General features: G+C 60.0%; 12 protein-coding genes and 1 tRNA gene. 9 read left to right on the forward strand and 4 right to left on the reverse strand.

Annotated elements, in window-relative coordinates; genetic code table 11:
- Positions 1–45: 45 nt before the first annotated feature.
- The 8 genes from rlmN to der are packed head-to-tail and all read left to right on the forward strand — an operon-like array spanning position 46 to position 8,888.
- Entirely contained in the window at positions 46–1,158 is a 1,113-nt protein-coding gene (gene rlmN / locus CLH61_RS02100; RefSeq protein ID WP_099613042.1) for a dual-specificity RNA methyltransferase RlmN, read from the forward strand.
- 39 nt (positions 1,159–1,197) lie between these two features.
- On the forward strand, positions 1,198–2,001 hold the full coding sequence (gene pilW / locus CLH61_RS02105) for a type IV pilus biogenesis/stability protein PilW (RefSeq protein WP_099613043.1): 804 nt from the start codon (positions 1,198–1,200) through the stop codon (positions 1,999–2,001).
- Positions 1,991–3,058 carry a RodZ domain-containing protein gene (locus CLH61_RS02110; RefSeq protein WP_099613044.1) on the forward strand — a complete coding sequence of 356 codons (1,068 nt, stop codon included), beginning with the start codon at positions 1,991–1,993 and terminating at the stop codon, positions 3,056–3,058. The genes pilW and CLH61_RS02110 overlap by 11 nt, the downstream gene beginning before the upstream one ends.
- Positions 3,059–3,093: 35 nt before the next feature.
- Positions 3,094–4,212 (forward strand): flavodoxin-dependent (E)-4-hydroxy-3-methylbut-2-enyl-diphosphate synthase, encoded by a 1,119-nt coding sequence (ispG, locus tag CLH61_RS02115; RefSeq protein ID WP_099613045.1) that lies wholly within the window; start codon positions 3,094–3,096, stop codon positions 4,210–4,212.
- A gap of 41 nt (positions 4,213–4,253) precedes the next feature.
- Positions 4,254–5,534 (forward strand): histidine--tRNA ligase, encoded by a 1,281-nt coding sequence (gene hisS, locus CLH61_RS02120; RefSeq protein ID WP_099613046.1) that lies wholly within the window; start codon positions 4,254–4,256, stop codon positions 5,532–5,534.
- Between the two features lie 49 nt (positions 5,535–5,583).
- Positions 5,584–6,240: a YfgM family protein gene (locus tag CLH61_RS02125; protein ID WP_099613047.1), complete on the forward strand. Its 657-nt coding sequence runs from the start codon at positions 5,584–5,586 to the stop codon at positions 6,238–6,240.
- Positions 6,237–7,406: an outer membrane protein assembly factor BamB gene (gene bamB / locus CLH61_RS02130; protein WP_099613048.1), complete on the forward strand. Its 1,170-nt coding sequence runs from the start codon at positions 6,237–6,239 to the stop codon at positions 7,404–7,406. The genes CLH61_RS02125 and bamB overlap by 4 nt, the downstream gene beginning before the upstream one ends.
- 57 nt (positions 7,407–7,463) lie before the next feature.
- A complete protein-coding gene (der, locus tag CLH61_RS02135) occupies positions 7,464–8,888 on the forward strand; it encodes a ribosome biogenesis GTPase Der (protein ID WP_099613049.1) in 1,425 nt (474 codons plus the stop codon).
- Between the two features lie 19 nt (positions 8,889–8,907).
- Here der and pta read toward each other — a convergent pair whose 3' ends face one another.
- From pta to CLH61_RS02150, 3 genes are read right to left on the reverse strand one after another with little or no spacing between them, the layout of a single operon-like run.
- A complete protein-coding gene (gene pta / locus CLH61_RS02140) occupies positions 8,908–11,061 on the reverse strand; it encodes a phosphate acetyltransferase (RefSeq protein WP_099613050.1) in 2,154 nt (717 codons plus the stop codon).
- A 52-nt stretch (positions 11,062–11,113) separates the two neighbouring features.
- Positions 11,114–12,295 (reverse strand): acetate/propionate family kinase, encoded by a 1,182-nt coding sequence (locus tag CLH61_RS02145; protein ID WP_099613051.1) that lies wholly within the window; start codon positions 12,293–12,295, stop codon positions 11,114–11,116.
- Between the two features lie 27 nt (positions 12,296–12,322).
- The gene (locus CLH61_RS02150; RefSeq protein ID WP_099613052.1) at positions 12,323–14,743 is read right to left on the reverse strand and encodes a bifunctional diguanylate cyclase/phosphodiesterase; all 2,421 of its coding nucleotides are present in this window, start codon (positions 14,741–14,743) and stop codon (positions 12,323–12,325) included.
- Positions 14,744–15,038: 295 nt separating this feature from the next.
- Between CLH61_RS02150 and ccoM the strand changes: the two genes are divergently transcribed.
- On the forward strand, positions 15,039–15,194 hold the full coding sequence (gene ccoM / locus CLH61_RS18665) for a cytochrome c oxidase subunit CcoM (protein WP_407657541.1): 156 nt from the start codon (positions 15,039–15,041) through the stop codon (positions 15,192–15,194).
- A gap of 14 nt (positions 15,195–15,208) precedes the next feature.
- Here ccoM and CLH61_RS02155 read toward each other — a convergent pair.
- Positions 15,209–15,284 (reverse strand) — tRNA-Glu (locus CLH61_RS02155).
- Positions 15,285–15,379: the final 95 nt, after the last annotated feature.

Below are 15,379 nucleotides of genomic sequence, written 5' to 3' on the forward strand. Positions count from 1 at the left end.
GCGGAGCGATCCGCCCCGTATTGGTTATTTGATTGAGGTTATGAAATGACAGCCGCCGCTGAAAAAATCAACCTGCTGGGGATGCCCAAGGCCAAGCTTGAGGCCTTTTTTGAGTCCCTGGGGGAAAAGCGTTTCCGCGCAACCCAGGTGTTGCAGTGGATTCACCAGCGGGGTGCCGATGACTTCGATCAAATGACCAATATGAGCAAGGCCCTGCGGGACCGGCTCAAGGAAATTGCTGAAGTTCGTGGCCCTGAGGTGGTGTACGACGAAACCTCCAAAGACGGTACCCGCAAGTGGGTCATGCGCATGGACAATGGCAACAGCGTTGAAACCGTGCTGATTCCGGACGGCGAGCGGGGCACCCTGTGTGTGTCTTCGCAGATTGGCTGCAGCCTGGACTGCACCTTTTGCTCGACCGGCAAGCGGGGCTTCAACCGTAACCTGACTGCAGCGGAAATCATCGGCCAGGTCTGGGTTGCCCGCAAGGCCTTCATGCCCTTCGAACCGAATGCAGAGCGTCCGATCACCAACGTGGTGATGATGGGTATGGGTGAACCCCTGCTCAATTTCGACAACGTGGTGGATGCCATGAACCTGATGATGGAGGATCTTGCCTACGGTATCTCCAAGCGTCGGGTAACCCTGAGCACCTCCGGTGTAGTTCCGGCCCTCGACCGGCTGGGAGAAGTTACCGATGTTTCACTGGCCATTTCGTTACATGCGCCCAATGATGAATTGCGTAACCAGTTGGTACCATTAAATAAAAAGTACCCGATTGCGGAGTTGCTGGCTGCAACCCGGCGTTATCTGGCACGGTTGCCGGACAAGCGCAAGGCGACCATCGAGTACACAGTGATTGAAGGGACGAACGATCAGCCCGAGCATGCCCGCGAACTCGCGCAACTGCTCAAGGGATTGCCCTGCAAGATCAACCTGATCCCGTTCAATCCGTTTCCGGAAAGTGACTTCAGGCGGCCGAGCATGAACGCCACCCGCCGTTTCCAGGCGGTGCTGAATGAGGCGGGTTATATCGCCACCATACGGACCACACGGGGTGACGACATTGATGCGGCCTGCGGCCAGCTGGTCGGACGCGTTGAGGACCGGACCCGGCGGAGCCAGAGGTATATTGCGGTTCAGCAGATTACGCCCTGACAGGTAACGAACCAACGAGAAAAGGAAAGCGTTCCAGTGATGTACAGGCTTAGTTCAGCAAAGCGGTATTTCCTCGCACTACTGTTACTGGCGGGTTTTCTTTCCGGGTGTGTGACCACTTCCGACAGCCGTTTCTCTCGCGAGGCAGATCGCGACGATGCGGTCGACAGCTTCGTTCAGCTCGGGACCGCCTATATCGCCCAAGGCAATACTGAGCGCGCCCGCACCCACCTTGAGCGGGCGCTCGAGCTGGACCCCCAGAGTGCACCGGCACTCTCTGCCATGGGACTGGTCTACCGCTCCGAGGGGGAAACGGGCCATGCCGAGGATGCCTTCCGCAAGGCGCTTTCCAACGATGCCTCCTATACCCGTGGCCGAGCCTACTACGGTGCCTTTCTCTACGGCGAAGGACGCTACCAGGAGGCTCGGGAACAGTTTCGTCGGGCCAGTGAGAACACCAGTTACGACGAGCGCTCTTCTGTTTTCTTCAATCTCGGGATGGCCGAGGAGCGGCTCGGTAATCTCCAGGCGGCAGCCGACGCATACCGTCGTTCACTGGAATTGGGCCGAGGCGATGTCCGTTCGTTGCTTGCCCTGTCGCGAACCCTGACGGATCTCGGCGAGTATGACAGGGCAGGGGCTTATTACGGTCAGCTGACAGATATGATGGCGCGCAATCCACGGATGGTTCACTCACCTGAGAGCCTGCTCACCGGTATCAGGATTGCCCGTCATTTTGGCGACCGGGACCGGGAATCAAGCCTGGCCCTGCAGCTGAAGAATAACTATCCGGACTCAGTTGAATACCAACAATACAGGGCGCTGATTTCCAATGGCCAATGAAGAAACTCCACAAGAGACTCTGTCAGCCACAGCCGGCCACCAGCTAAGGGCGGCCCGGGAGAAACGGGGGCTGACCGTCGCCAGGGTGGCCGAGGTGCTGCACCTTCGCCCGGCCATCATTGATGCGATCGAGAACAGCAACTTCCGGCAGATTGATACGGAACTTTTCCTCAAGGGTTACGTACGGAGTTACGCCGCCCAGGTCGGGCTTGATGCTGACCGGCTGATCGAGCGGCTGGACCAGGAGCTCGAGCCGCTGCGGGAAGAAAAAGTCCGCGCCCAGGAAGCCCATCCTCTGGTGGATATCCAGCGCCGCAAGCGACGCAAGCGTCAGATTGCCCGCGTCGTACTGCTGATTCTGGTTCTGGCCTTGCTGGGTTACTTTGGCGTTCGCTGGCTGGATCGCGGCGCCGTGCTGCCAGGGCAGAGTAGTGAGGTTCAGCCTCCGGCCGAGTCTGGTGCGGACGCCGCAGAAAGCGGGTCCGACAGCCCGAATGAGAGTGCCCCCGTGACCACGGAACCGTTGAGCCAGGCGGAATCGCCCGCTCCGGAACCACCGGCGGCCGAAACCTCTGCCCCGCAACCCGCTACCACAGACTCCGCGACGGATGCGGAAGTCGTGGACTCTGGCGCCGGTGAACCCTCGGCGCTGATTGGTGTCGAAGAGGTCCCGCCGGTTTCCGGGGAGGGCGAAGCCGCTGCGGACTTCGAACAGAACGGGGCCAGTGAGGCAACGGTTGCAGCGCCGGTAGTCACCGAATCGGTAGAGCCGGCTCTGGCAGAAGAGGTAGAAGCGGATCTCGGTACCACCCAGGCGAGCCTGGAGATGTCTTTTGTCGCGGATTGCTGGGTACGGATTACCGATGCCAATGGCGACCGACTTGCCAGTTCCCTACAGCGGGCCGGTGACCGGCTTGCGGTTACCGGGGCTGCACCGCTCAGGCTCGTTATTGGTGCCGTCGATGCCGTTGGTGCGATTACTTTTGATGGTGAGCCGGTGGATCTGGGAGATGTCCGGGTAGTGAACAACCGGGCCGAGTTCTCTCTTGACCGCTGAACCCCAAGAATCGATATTTTTACTGGTCTGATCCTATGAAACACGAGTCTCCAATCAAACGGCGCCGTTCCCGCCAAATTATGGTGGGCAATGTTCCGGTCGGCGGTGATGCGCCGATTGCCGTACAAAGCATGACCAACACCAACACCTGCGATGTGGCTGCCACAGTGGGGCAGATTCGTGCGCTGGAGGACGCCGGCGCCGATATTGTCCGGGTCTCCGTACCGACCATGGACGCCGCTGAAGCGTTCGGTCAGATTCGCGCCCAGGTGAATGTGCCCTTGGTGGCTGATATCCATTTCGATTACAAAATCGCCCTTCGGGTGGCCGAACTCGGGGTCGATTGCCTGCGGATCAATCCCGGCAATATCGGTCGCGAGGACCGGGTCAGCGCGGTGATCAGTGCCGCTCGTGACCGCAATATCCCGATCCGGATCGGGGTCAATGCCGGCTCCCTGGAAAAAGATCTGCAGAGAAAATACGGTGAGCCGACTGCCGAAGCGCTGGTGGAATCCGCCATGCGACATATCGAGATCCTGGACCGCCACGACTTCCAGGACTTCAAGGTCAGCCTCAAGGCGTCGGAAGTTTTCATGACGGTCGCCGCCTACCGGCAAATCGCATCCCAGATCGAGCAGCCGCTTCACCTTGGCATCACCGAGGCCGGCGGTTTCCGGTCCGGTACCGTGAAGTCCTCTATCGGGCTTGGCATGTTGCTGATGGATGGCATTGGCGACACCATCCGGGTCTCCCTGGCGGCCGACCCGGTCCAGGAAATCAAGGTTGGCTACGATATTCTGAAGTCCCTGCGTTTGCGCAGTCGCGGCATCAATTTCATTGCCTGTCCGAGCTGTTCCCGCCAGAACTTTGATGTCATCCAGACCATGAACGATCTGGAAGCCCGTCTGGAAGACGTCAACACAGCGCTGGATGTCGCCATCATCGGTTGCGTGGTCAATGGCCCGGGCGAGGCCAAGGAAGCCGATATCGGCCTCACCGGCGGCAGCCCGAAGAACCTGTTTTACCTGCACGGCCGCCCGGACCGCAAACTCGACAACGCGACCCTGACGGATGATCTCGAACAGTTGATCCGCGAAGAGGTTGCCCGCCGCAAGGAGCAGGAAGAGGCTATTATCGCCCGCTCCGACAGCTGATCGCGTTTCTCGCACCAACAGAACACAAGGTAAGGTTTAACTTGGCTAGAATTCAGGCAATTCGCGGGATGAACGATATCCTGCCCGAACAGACACCGGTCTGGCAGTATGTGGAAGCTACGGTAAGGCAGCTTTTGCGTCAGTATGGCTACCAGGAAATCCGTATGCCGGTGGTTGAGCAGACCGATCTGTTCAAGCGCTCGATCGGTGAAGTAACCGATATTGTCGAAAAAGAGATGTACACCTTCGAGGACCGCAACGGCGACAGCCTGACCCTGCGTCCGGAAGGTACCGCCGGCTGCGTCCGTGCCGCCGAAGAGCACGGGTTGCTGTTTAATCAGACCCGTCGGCTCTGGTACACCGGCCCGATGTTCCGTCATGAACGTCCCCAGAAGGGCCGTTACCGCCAGTTCCACCAGATCGGGGTGGAGTGCTTTGGTATGCCTGGCCCGGACATCGACGCCGAGTTGCTGATTCTGACCGCCCGGTTGTGGAAGGCTCTGGGTCTGTCCGGCCATGCCCGCCTGGAGATCAACTCCATCGGTACCTCCGCTGCCCGCAAGGCTTATCGGGATGCCCTGGTCAGTTACCTTGACGGCTACCGCAGCGAGCTGGATGCGGACAGCCAGCGCCGGATGGAAACCAACCCGCTACGGATTCTCGACAGCAAAAGCCCGGAGACCCGCAAGATCCTGGAAAATGCACCAAGCCTGGCGGACTTCCTGGATGCCGAATCCGTGGAGCATTTTGCCCGTCTGCGGGAATTGCTGGATGCTGCCGGTATCGAGTACACCGTTAATCCGCAGTTGGTGCGTGGCCTGGACTACTACGGCAAAACCGTGTTCGAGTGGGTAACTGAAAGCCTGGGTGCCCAGGGGACCATCTGTGCCGGCGGGCGCTATGACGGCCTGGTTGAACAGCTGGGGGGCAAGCCAACAGTTGCGGTGGGCTTTGCCATGGGCCTCGAGCGGCTTATTCTGCTGCTGGAAACCCTGGAGCTGGTGCCCGGGTCGGTGAATGGTGACGCCGATGTCTATATCACGGCAATGGGTGATAATGCGGTGCCGGCCGCGATGGCGGTGGCGGAACAATTAAGGGATGGCCTGCCGTCCGCGGTGGTGGTTACCCATTGCGGGGGTGGCAGTTTCAAAAGCCAGATGAAGAAGGCAGACCGCAGCGGTGCCCGCTATGCCGTGATCCTGGGCGATAACGAAATTGCCGCCGGTACGGCCGGGCTGAAGGCGCTGCGCTCTGAAGACGGTCAGCAGGAAGTTCGCCGTAACGCACTGGTCGATACCCTGACGGCCTTGCTGGCCCGTTAAGTCGGACCGGCCCCCGATTACTCATAAAAACACTATTACAGGAGTCATTATGGCTGACATGCGTACCGATGAAGAACAGGTTCAGGCGATCAAGGACTGGTGGAAGAAGAACGGCAGTTCCCTTCTGATCGGTATCGGTGCGGCACTGGCCATCGTGTTTGGCTGGCAAGCCTGGCAGAACCACCAGATGGATCAGCGTACCCAGGCGGCTTCCCGCTTTGCCGACCTGATGAATGCCTATTCCGACCAGTCCGATGACAAGCGGGCGGAGACGGTCAGTTACCTGGCCGGCGAGCTCAGGAAAGACTTTGAAGGCAGCGCTTATGCGTCCTACGGGATGCTGATCCTGGCCCGTCAGCAGATGATGGAAGAAAAAGATCCTGAAGCAGCGATCGAGAGCCTGCGCTGGGCCCAGAGTCATGCCGCCGAGCAAGGCCCGCTGGCCCTGGTTATCCGTAACCGGCTGGCCCGCGCACAATTTGCCGCTGGTCAGCTCGACGAGGCACTGGCAACGCTCGAGGGTGCCGAGAATCCGGGTACCTTCAAGCCGCTGTTCTCCGAACTGCGCGGTGACATCCTGCTGGCAAAAGGTGACCGCGACGGCGCGCGGGAGGCGTATCTGGCTGCCCGCAGTGAGAGTTCCACCGGCCGCAGTGGCGTTCTTGAACTGAAACTGTCAGATCTCGGTGTCGGGGAGGGTGCATGAGGCACCTGGCGACGAACTTTCGCCGTCTGCTGGGACTGGTGGCGCCAGCGGTGATCATCGGGCTGGCAGGCTGCAGCTCCAATGACATTGTCGAGCAACCCGCACCGGTTCCGGATATTTCCGCGTCGGTGGCGCTGGACTCCGTCTGGAGTATGCGCGTCGGCGATGGCCACGACGAACAGTTCCTGTCCCTGACGCCCTTGAATACCGGTGACATGCTGTACGCCGTCTCGGCTGACGGTGAACTGGTTGCTGTGGCACCGGACAACGGCAAGGTCGCCTGGGAGCGTGAGCTCAAGCGGGACATACTGGCCGGAGTCGGTGGTGATGGCCGCCAACTCTATGTGGTCACCCGTAACGCGCGTTTGCTGGCCCTGTCCCGGGATGAGGGCAAGGTTATGTGGGAGGCGGCGTTGCCCAACGAGGTGATTGCAGCGCCCCAGTCCAATGGCAATGTGGTAGTGGCGCAAACTACGGATGGTAAAGTGCTCGCATTTGATACATCCTCGGGCGAGAAACGTTGGCAGTTTGACGGCGTGGTGCCTGTGCTGACCCTTCGGATGACTGCGCCGCCGCTGGTCGGAACCGAATTCACCCTGGTGTCCTTTGCCAATGGCCGTCTGGTGGCACTTTCCAGTGCCAACGGACAGCCGCTGTGGCAGTACGCGGTGGGCGAACCCCAGGGGCGTACCGAACTTGAGCGCCTGGTTGATGTCACCAGTCGGCCGCTGATTCTTGAAACGGCGGCCCTGGTGGTGGGCTATCAAGGCAAACTCGCCCTGGTGGACCTGCGTAACGGCCAGGAGATCTGGAGCCGCAAGGCATCGAGCCTGCACTCGCCGATGGTCGGCGACGGCAAGATTTACCTGTCCTCGGCCAACGGCGATATCGTGGCCTACGATGGCAACAGCCGGCGGGAAGTGTGGACCCGGGACGAACTTGCCTGGCGCCAGCCATCTCAGCCGGTGGTGCTGGGAGATTACTTGCTGGTAGGGGACTTCGAGGGCTATATCCACGTGCTCTCCACCGAGGATGGCTCCCTGCAGGGCCAGCTTGAATTCGATGATGAAGGGCTGAGAGTGCCAATGCAGGTGCTGGGCGACTCGGTGCTGGTTTACGGCAACAGCGGCAGGTTGGCCGTTCTTGAACTCAAACAGCGCGACTGAGCGCTAACCCCCGGGCAGGGCAGAACTCTGCCCGGGTCACTTTTTTAACGGACTCATATGACCCCTGTAATTGCCCTGGTCGGGCGCCCCAACGTGGGCAAATCGACCCTGTTTAACCAGATGACCCGGTCCCGGGATGCGCTTGTCGCTGACTTCCCGGGGCTTACCCGTGACCGTAAATACGGTGAGGGCAATTACGAGGGCCAGCGCTTTATCGTTATTGATACCGGTGGTCTGACCGGTGATGAAGAAGGTATCGATGCCGAAATGGCGCGGCAGTCGCTGCAAGCTGTTGAAGAAGCCAGTATTGTGCTGTTCCTGGTGGATGGCCGGGCGGGGTTGACCGCCGGTGACGAGATGATTGCCGACCACTTGCGTCGCAGTGGCAAGCAGGCCCACCTGGTCATCAACAAAACCGATGGACGCGATCCGGACATTGCTGCCGCGGATTTCTACAGTCTCGGTTTCGACTCCATGTTCATGATCGCGGCTTCCCACAACCGCGGTATCCGCTCCATGCTGGAGTTGTTGCTGCCGGAGCCGGAGAGCGACCCTGACGCGGATGTTGCTGGCCGTTATCCGGGTATTCGCATCAGTATTGTTGGCCGCCCCAACGTGGGCAAATCCACCCTGGTTAACCGCATGCTCGGTGAAGAGCGGGTGGTGGTGTACGACATGCCCGGAACCACCCGGGACAGCATCTACATTCCCTATGAGCGGCAGGGCGAGCAGTACACGCTGATCGACACCGCCGGTGTCCGCCGTCGCAAGAACGTCAACGAGACGGTTGAGAAGTTCTCCATCATCAAGACTTTGCAGGCAATCGATGATGCCCACGTGGTGATTCTGGTCATCGATGCCCGGGAAGGGCTCGTGGATCAGGATCTTCACCTGATCGGCTTTGTCCTTGATGCCGGCCGCTCGCTGGTGATTGCCGTCAACAAGTGGGATGGCATGGATCCGGAGGACCGGGCCCGGGTGAAGGAGCAGGTGAAGCGCCGACTCGACTTCCTTGATTACGCCGACAAGCATTACATTTCCGCGCTGCACGGCTCCGGCGTCGGCGTACTGTACGATTCGGTCCACGACTGCTACGAGTCGGCGATGGCCAAGTGGCCTACCAACCGCTTGACTGCCATTCTGGAGGATGCCATTTCGCAGCATCAGCCGCCGATGGTCCAGGGGCGCCGCATCAAGCTGCGCTATGCCCACCAGGGCGGCTCCAATCCGCCGATTATCGTGGTGCACGGTAATCAGACGGATGCGTTACCCGGTGCCTACAAGCGCTATCTGGAGAACACCTTCCGCAAGGTGCTCAAAGTGACCGGTTCGCCCATTCGCTTCGAGTTCAAGTCCAGCGAAAACCCGTTTGCCGGCAAGGTGAACCGACTGACGCCGCGTCAGAAGGTCAAGAAGGACAACGACGAGAAGCGCGGCAAGCGTCCGGGCAAGCCGCGAATGAAGAGCAAGAAGAGCCGATAAACTTTTGTGCGGGGCGGGCTCAGGCCAGCCCCGCATCCTCCACCTGTTTTGCCTGTACCGCCGTCAGCGCAATGGTAAAGACGATATCGTCCACCAGTGCGCCCCGCGACAGATCGTTCACCGGTTTCCGTAACCCCTGCAACATCGGCCCGATACTCACCACGTTGGCACTGCGTTGTACTGCCTTGTAGGTGGTATTGCCGGTATTCAGGTCGGGGAAGATAAAGACCGTGGCCTTGCCGGCCACCTTGCTGTTGGGCGCCTTGGCCCGGGCCACGCTTTCGATGGCGGCGGCATCGTATTGCAGGGGGCCGTCAATCAGCAGGTCCGGGCGGAGTTCCCGGGCAATCCGGGTCGCCTCCCGCACTTTTTCAACGTCGTGGCCGGTGCCGGACTCGCCGGTGCTGTAGCTGATCATGGCTACCACCGGTTCAATGCCGAACGCCTCGGCAGACTCCGCACTCTGGATGGCGATGTCGGCCAGCTCTTCCGCATTCGGATCAGGGTTGATGGCGCAATCGCCGTACACCAGCACCTGTTCCGGCAGCAGCATAAAAAACACCGACGACACCACCCGGGCCCGGTCATGGGTCTTGATCAGTTGCAGGGCAGGGCGCACGGTATTTGCGGTGGTGTGCACTGCGCCGGATACCAGCCCGTCGGCTTCATCTAGGGCGACCATCATGGTGCCCAGCACTACATTGTCTTCGAGCATGGCTTCGGCCATGTCCGGCGCCAGCCCTTTGTGCTTGCGTAACTGCACCATAGGTTCCACATAGTGCTTACGGATCTGGTTCGGGTCGATGACTTCGAGGTCGTCCGGGAGCGTCAGGCCCTGGGTACGGGCAACGGCGGCAATTTCGTCACGGTTGCCAATCAGCACGCAGCGGGCAAGCGTGCGCTGGTGACAGATGATGGCGGCCTGCACCGTTCTGGGCTCGTTACCCTCGGGCAGCACGATGCGCTTGTTGGCTGCGCGGGCCCGTTCGGATAACCGGTGGCGGAACGCCGGGGGCGACAACCGGTCCTTCCGTTCAACCCTCAGGTGCTGTTGCAGCCACTCGGCGTCAAGCTGACTGGCCACGGCTTCCATGGCCCGCTCGATCCGCTCAGGGTCATCCACCGGGATCGCGGACGACAGATTGGCTAGCCGGTGGGCGGTTTCGTAGGTGTTGGTGTCGGCGTGCAGCACCGGTAATCCGGTATCGAGCGCGCGTCGGCACAACTCGATGACCCGCTCATCCGGCATCAGTCCCCCGGTCAGCATCAACCCGGCCAGGGGGACGCCGTTAAGCGCTGCGACGGCAGCGGCCAGCATGATGTCCTCACGGTCACCCGGCGTCACAATCAGGGTACCCGGCCGCAGGGTTTCGGTCATGTTGCGAATGGTGCGGGCCGACACGCTGACACGATGAACCCGGCGGGTTTGCATCTGCCCCTCATGCAGCACCGGCGCACAGAGATCGCGGGCGATGTCTGAAACCCGGGGGGCGAGCAGTTCCGGCTGCCAGGGGATCTGCCCCAGCAAGCGAAACCGGCCACTGGAAAAAACCTGGCATTCGTTCGCATAGTCCGGCACTGCTTCATTGCGCGCATCATTGATACGTGGCGAAAACTCGGAGCGTTCCGGTTCGCCAATCTTGTTCAGAATCACCCCGATCACATCCGGATCAGCGGGATCGGCAAACAGCCGGGCGGAAAAATCCAGGTGTTCATCAAGCTCTGCGACGGTTACATCACTGGGGTTTGCCACCAGAATGACCTCCGCTCCCAGATTGCGGGCGGTTTCCACATTCAGCCTGGCAACATAGGCTTCGGTCCGGTCCGGCACTAGCCCTTCGATGACAACGACGTCAACCGTGCTGGCGACCTTGTGATATTCACCGATGACGGTCTCCATCAACAGGTCGGAATGGCCCTTGTTCAGCTGCTTCTGGGCCTCTTTCAGACTGATCGGGTTGGGTGGTGTGAGGGGGCTGCGAGCCTTGATGAACGCAACCGACGTGTCCTCACCGGTTTCGCCCCGGACTTCTCCGCTCAGGGCCGGCTGACTGAAGGGCTTGTAGAAGCCGACCCGAACGCCAACCCGGTCAAGGGATCTGAGCAGGCCCAGGCAGACGGAGGTCAGCCCCGAATCCAGGGATGTGGGTGCAATAAAAAGGTTCTTCGCCATGGTGGTATATCCTTGTGGTTGCCAGGTGTCGTCCCGTCCGGCAGAGGTCCGCTCAGCCGGAGGTTGTCGCCACGGCTTCCCGGGCAATCATCAGTTCTTCATTGGTGGGAATGACCATAATCCGGTGGCGGCTGGTGCTCGCATCGATCCGTCCTGCGGTATAGGCCCCGTGATGGCGGTTGAGCTCTTCATCGAGCCGGAAGCCGAACAATTCGAGCTGGGCGAGGGTGGTGGCCCTCACGCGGGCACTGTTTTCACCAATACCGCCGGTAAACACCAGCGCATCGAGCGTCTTCAGTGACGCCATCATGGCGCCGATATAGCGGGCGAGGCGAAAGCAGAAGACGTCAATGGCCAGTGCCGAGGGGGCGTGGCCATGATCCGCCATTTCACTGAGGGTGCGCATGTCGTTGGTCTGGCCGGACAGGCCCAGCAGGCCGCTTTCATTGTTGAGAATGCGATGGGCTTCCGCCGGATCAAGCCCCTTGCCCGCAAGAAAGTCGAACAGGCCGGGGTCCACATCGCCGCTGCGGGTACCCATCACCAGGCCCTCCAGCGGCGTCAGGCCCATGCTGGTATCCACGCTGGCACCGTCCCGAATGGCGGTGATGCTGCAGCCATTGCCCAGATGAGCGGATACCAGTGACACCTCCGATTCGGGTTTGTCCAGCAGCCGGGCTGTCTCCGACAGCATGTAGCGGTGGCTGGTGCCATGGAAACCGTAGCGCCGTATGCCCCAGTCCCGGTAGAAACGGGTGGGCAGGGCGTACAGAAACGCTTTCTCCGGCAGGGTCTGGTGAAAGGCGGTGTCGAACACGGCCACTTGGGCTACGTCGGGGAACAATTCGGCGGTTGCCTCGATACCCAGCAGGTTGACCGGATTATGCAGTGGGGCGAGGGATGCGCAGGCGGCGATGGTATCGAGTACCTGCGGGTTAATGACCACGGCTTCGCGAAATGCTTCGCCACCATGGACAACCCGATGGCCTATTGCCAAGGGCTGGCCCCGCAACAGACCGGTGCTCTGGAAATGGCTCACCAGAACCCCGAGGGCTTCCCGGTGAGCGGAGCCGGGCTTGAGGTGGAAGTGCTGGTTGTCGTCACTGCGGGCGAAGGCGTCAGACTGCCCCAGTCGTTCCGCCAAGGCGCTGCCCAGGCGTTGAAAACTGGCGTCGAATACGGCGATCTTCAACGAAGAGCTGCCGCAATTGATGACCAGGATCGTATCATTCATGACTTCGCCCCCGGGCGGACATGACGCTCAGGACTCCGTTGCCCGGCGATCCCGCAGCCACTGCTCAAAGCGGGCATCGGGCGCCGGCTCGCTATAGAAATATCCTTGTGCAAAATCGCACTCCTGTTCTTTGAGAAACTCGATCTGTTCCGCCATCTCGACGCCCTCGGCAATCACCGTCAGCCCGAGGCTGTGGGCCATGGTGATGATGGCCTTGACCAACGAGGCGTCCTCCTGTTCCTTGAGTACGTCCTGGATGAAGGATTTGTCGATTTTCAGGGTATCAAACGGATAGCTCTTGAGGTAGCTGAGTGCCGAGAACCCTGTACCAAAGTCATCAACGGACAACCGGATGCCCTCGCTGTCCAGGCGGTGGAGAATATCGGAGGTTTCGATGCTGTGATCCAGAATGAGGCGCTCGGTAATTTCCAGTTCGAGTCGCTCCGGTTCGAGGCCGGAAAGTTCGAGGGCATTCATCACGGCAGCAACAAAGCCCGGGTCGCGGAACTGGCGGGGTGACACGTTCACCGAAATGCCCAGCCGCTGGCCGGTTATCGATTGCCAGCGCACGGCCGCCGCGCAGGCTTCTTTCAGTACCCACTCACCAATGGGAATGATCAGACCTGTTTCTTCCGCGAGGGGAATGAACCGGTCGGGCATTACCAGTCCCATGGTGGGGTTGTTCCAGCGCAACAGCGCCTCGGCCGCCTGGAGGTTGCCTGAGCTGGTGCTCACGATGGGCTGGAAACAAAGCTGGAATTCGTCGAGTTCCAGGGCACGCCGCATGCGCGACTCCATTTGCAGCCGCTCATGGGAGCTTTCTTTCATCTGCGGGGCAAACCGCTCGTAGGCGCTCTTGCCCTTGCTCTTGGCCTCATACATGGCGGCATCGGCGTTCTGCAGCAGGGAGCTGGTGCTGTCGGAGTCGGTCGGATAGATCGCGATTCCGATGCTGGTGGTGACGAAGACTTCCTGGGCGCCCAGCAGGAACGGCGGGGCGAAGGTTTGCAGAATACGTTCGGCCACCTGGGTGGTGCCCTCCGGGTCGGTCAGGCCCGGCAGGATGACCAGGAATTCGTCGCCGCCCAGTCGGGCCACGGTACTGGTGCCTCGCAAGCAGCTGGAAATACGTCGCGCCGCCTCGATAAGCAGGTTGTCACCGGCGTCATGGCCGAGGGTATCGTTGATGTGTTTGAAGTTGTCCAGGTCGAGGAACATCACGCCGATCAGGCTGTTTTCACGGCGTGCCTGGGCCAGCGCCAGTTTCAGGCGATCGAGGGCGAGCATGCGATTGGGCAGGCCGGTAAGTACATCATAATTGGCCTGGCGCAACAGTTGCTGCTCGTAGCGTTTGCGGATGCTGATGTCTTCGCCGAGGATCAGGTAGTGGGTCGCCTCGCCATCGCTGTCCTTGATCGGAGTCGCGATCAACTGTTCCCAGAACCGTTCACCGTTACGGCGAATGCTGTTGACCTCGCCCTGCCAGACACCCACGCGCTGGACCTGAAGGCGGATTGATTGCCAGAGCTGCTCACTCTCCCGATGCATCATGGTGTCCCGTGTCAGTTCGCCGGGATACTTGCCAATGAGGTCGGCGGGGTCGAAACCGGTCAGCTGGGTGAACTTCTGGTTCACAAACTCGATGTGCCACTGCCGGTCGCAAATCATCACCGAGGATGGACTTTGTTCGATGGCTTTGGACAGCTTGCGGATCTCACCGGCATCCTGCTGCTGGCGGGCAAAATCCTCGTTCAGCCGTTCCCGCATCTGGTTGATGGCCTCCGTGACCCGCGCCAGTTCGTCCTTGCGGTTTGCCGGTGAATCCGGACGGTCCAGGACCAGTGGGGCCTGGGGTGCGCGGAGGGAAACCTGTCTGGCGTAATTGGCCATGGCGGACAGGTGTCGTGTCACCAGGTACTGGAAAATCCAGACGATGAGAACCGAAACAAGGAAAGTCTTGAGGAACTCGGTGGCCAAAATCATCAGGATTCGCCGCTGCAGCTCATCGTAGATGTTCTCGAGCGTGGCCGTTATGGTCAGTTCCCCCAACTCGAATGTTTCTTCGGCATCATGCACCAGGGTAAAGCTGTGTTGGCGCACCCGGTCTTCCCGGGCCGGCGGTTCACCCATCACCAGTTCGGAGTTGGGTTCGACCCGCAGTCTGAGGTAGACGATATCGGGCAGGGTGAGGATGCCTTCCATCTGGATTTGCAGGAGCTTCTGATCCAGTGCCCACAGGCTGCGGGACAAGCTGTTGGAATAGCTGGTCTCAACCACTTTCATGCGGGTATCGAGGGCGGATACCTGCTCCCGGAAGTCCGCGTAGGTCTGAAGGGCGGAGGCAATCAGGGTAAACAGGATGCTGAACAGCAGGATATAGGCAAGGATCCGGATTGAAAGCGGTGAGCCGGATCGGAGGCGTTGCAGGCGTGTCGACGGTTTGTCCATGCCGTGTTCTTGTTTCAGACCGGTTTTTATCTGCCCGGAGTGGTGCTTGAATCCGGGAGACCGGACTGGTTCAACAAACAACAATGTCCCGTCAAAGCGGACACACCGGAACTATAGCAGCAGTTTCTTTGCTGTGCTTTGCAAATACAGGAAAAACTGGGAAAAAAATCGAGCTTGTCCGTAAAGATGCGGACCGGTTGGCTTAATCAGGATTGACGCAGGTCAAGATGGGGATGTGCCGACAGTCGTAACCTGAGCACAGTGAATTGATCAGTCGAATCGGGAGAGCTGACTTATGTATCTGGATGCTGTGGTAATCGCCGGGATTGTAACCGTATTGCTTATGGTGGGGTTCTTCGTGGGCGTCGGAGTATTTGTGATGAAAGACTCGAAGCATCATAAAGAGGGCGGTCATGGAGCCCATGCTAAACACGGAAACCGACACGCTTAGGCGTAAGGTGAAAATGGCGTCCCCTAGGGGGTTCGAACCCCTGTTGCCGCCGTGAAAGGGCGGAGTCCTAGGCCACTAGACGAAGGGGACGCATCAGTTTCAAAACCTTGCCTCGTCGAGGTGGCGCGTATATTAAGTAAGGCACCCGGGCCTGTCAAACAGTTTTTTCAAAAAAGTTTTCCGGG

The organism is Marinobacter profundi (assembly GCF_002744715.1).
Classification (GTDB): Bacteria; Pseudomonadota; Gammaproteobacteria; order Pseudomonadales; family Oleiphilaceae; genus Marinobacter; species Marinobacter profundi.

Excerpts from the sequence above, each read along its gene's own strand:
- CLH61_RS02150 (WP_099613052.1), bottom strand. The coding sequence starts at position 14,743 with ATGGACAAACCGTCGACACGCCTGCAACGCCTCCGATCCGGCTCACCG.
- CLH61_RS02110 (WP_099613044.1), top strand. The coding sequence starts at position 1,991 with ATGGCCAATGAAGAAACTCCACAAGAGACTCTGTCAGCCACAGCCGGC.
- bamB (WP_099613048.1), top strand. The coding sequence starts at position 6,237 with ATGAGGCACCTGGCGACGAACTTTCGCCGTCTGCTGGGACTGGTGGCG.
- ccoM (WP_407657541.1), top strand. The coding sequence starts at position 15,039 with ATGTATCTGGATGCTGTGGTAATCGCCGGGATTGTAACCGTATTGCTT.
- ispG (WP_099613045.1), top strand. The coding sequence starts at position 3,094 with ATGAAACACGAGTCTCCAATCAAACGGCGCCGTTCCCGCCAAATTATG.
- pilW (WP_099613043.1), top strand. The coding sequence starts at position 1,198 with ATGTACAGGCTTAGTTCAGCAAAGCGGTATTTCCTCGCACTACTGTTA.
- CLH61_RS02145 (WP_099613051.1), bottom strand. The coding sequence starts at position 12,295 with ATGAATGATACGATCCTGGTCATCAATTGCGGCAGCTCTTCGTTGAAG.
- CLH61_RS02125 (WP_099613047.1), top strand. The coding sequence starts at position 5,584 with ATGGCTGACATGCGTACCGATGAAGAACAGGTTCAGGCGATCAAGGAC.
- pta (WP_099613050.1), bottom strand. The coding sequence starts at position 11,061 with ATGGCGAAGAACCTTTTTATTGCACCCACATCCCTGGATTCGGGGCTG.
- der (WP_099613049.1), top strand. The coding sequence starts at position 7,464 with ATGACCCCTGTAATTGCCCTGGTCGGGCGCCCCAACGTGGGCAAATCG.
- rlmN (WP_099613042.1), top strand. The coding sequence starts at position 46 with ATGACAGCCGCCGCTGAAAAAATCAACCTGCTGGGGATGCCCAAGGCC.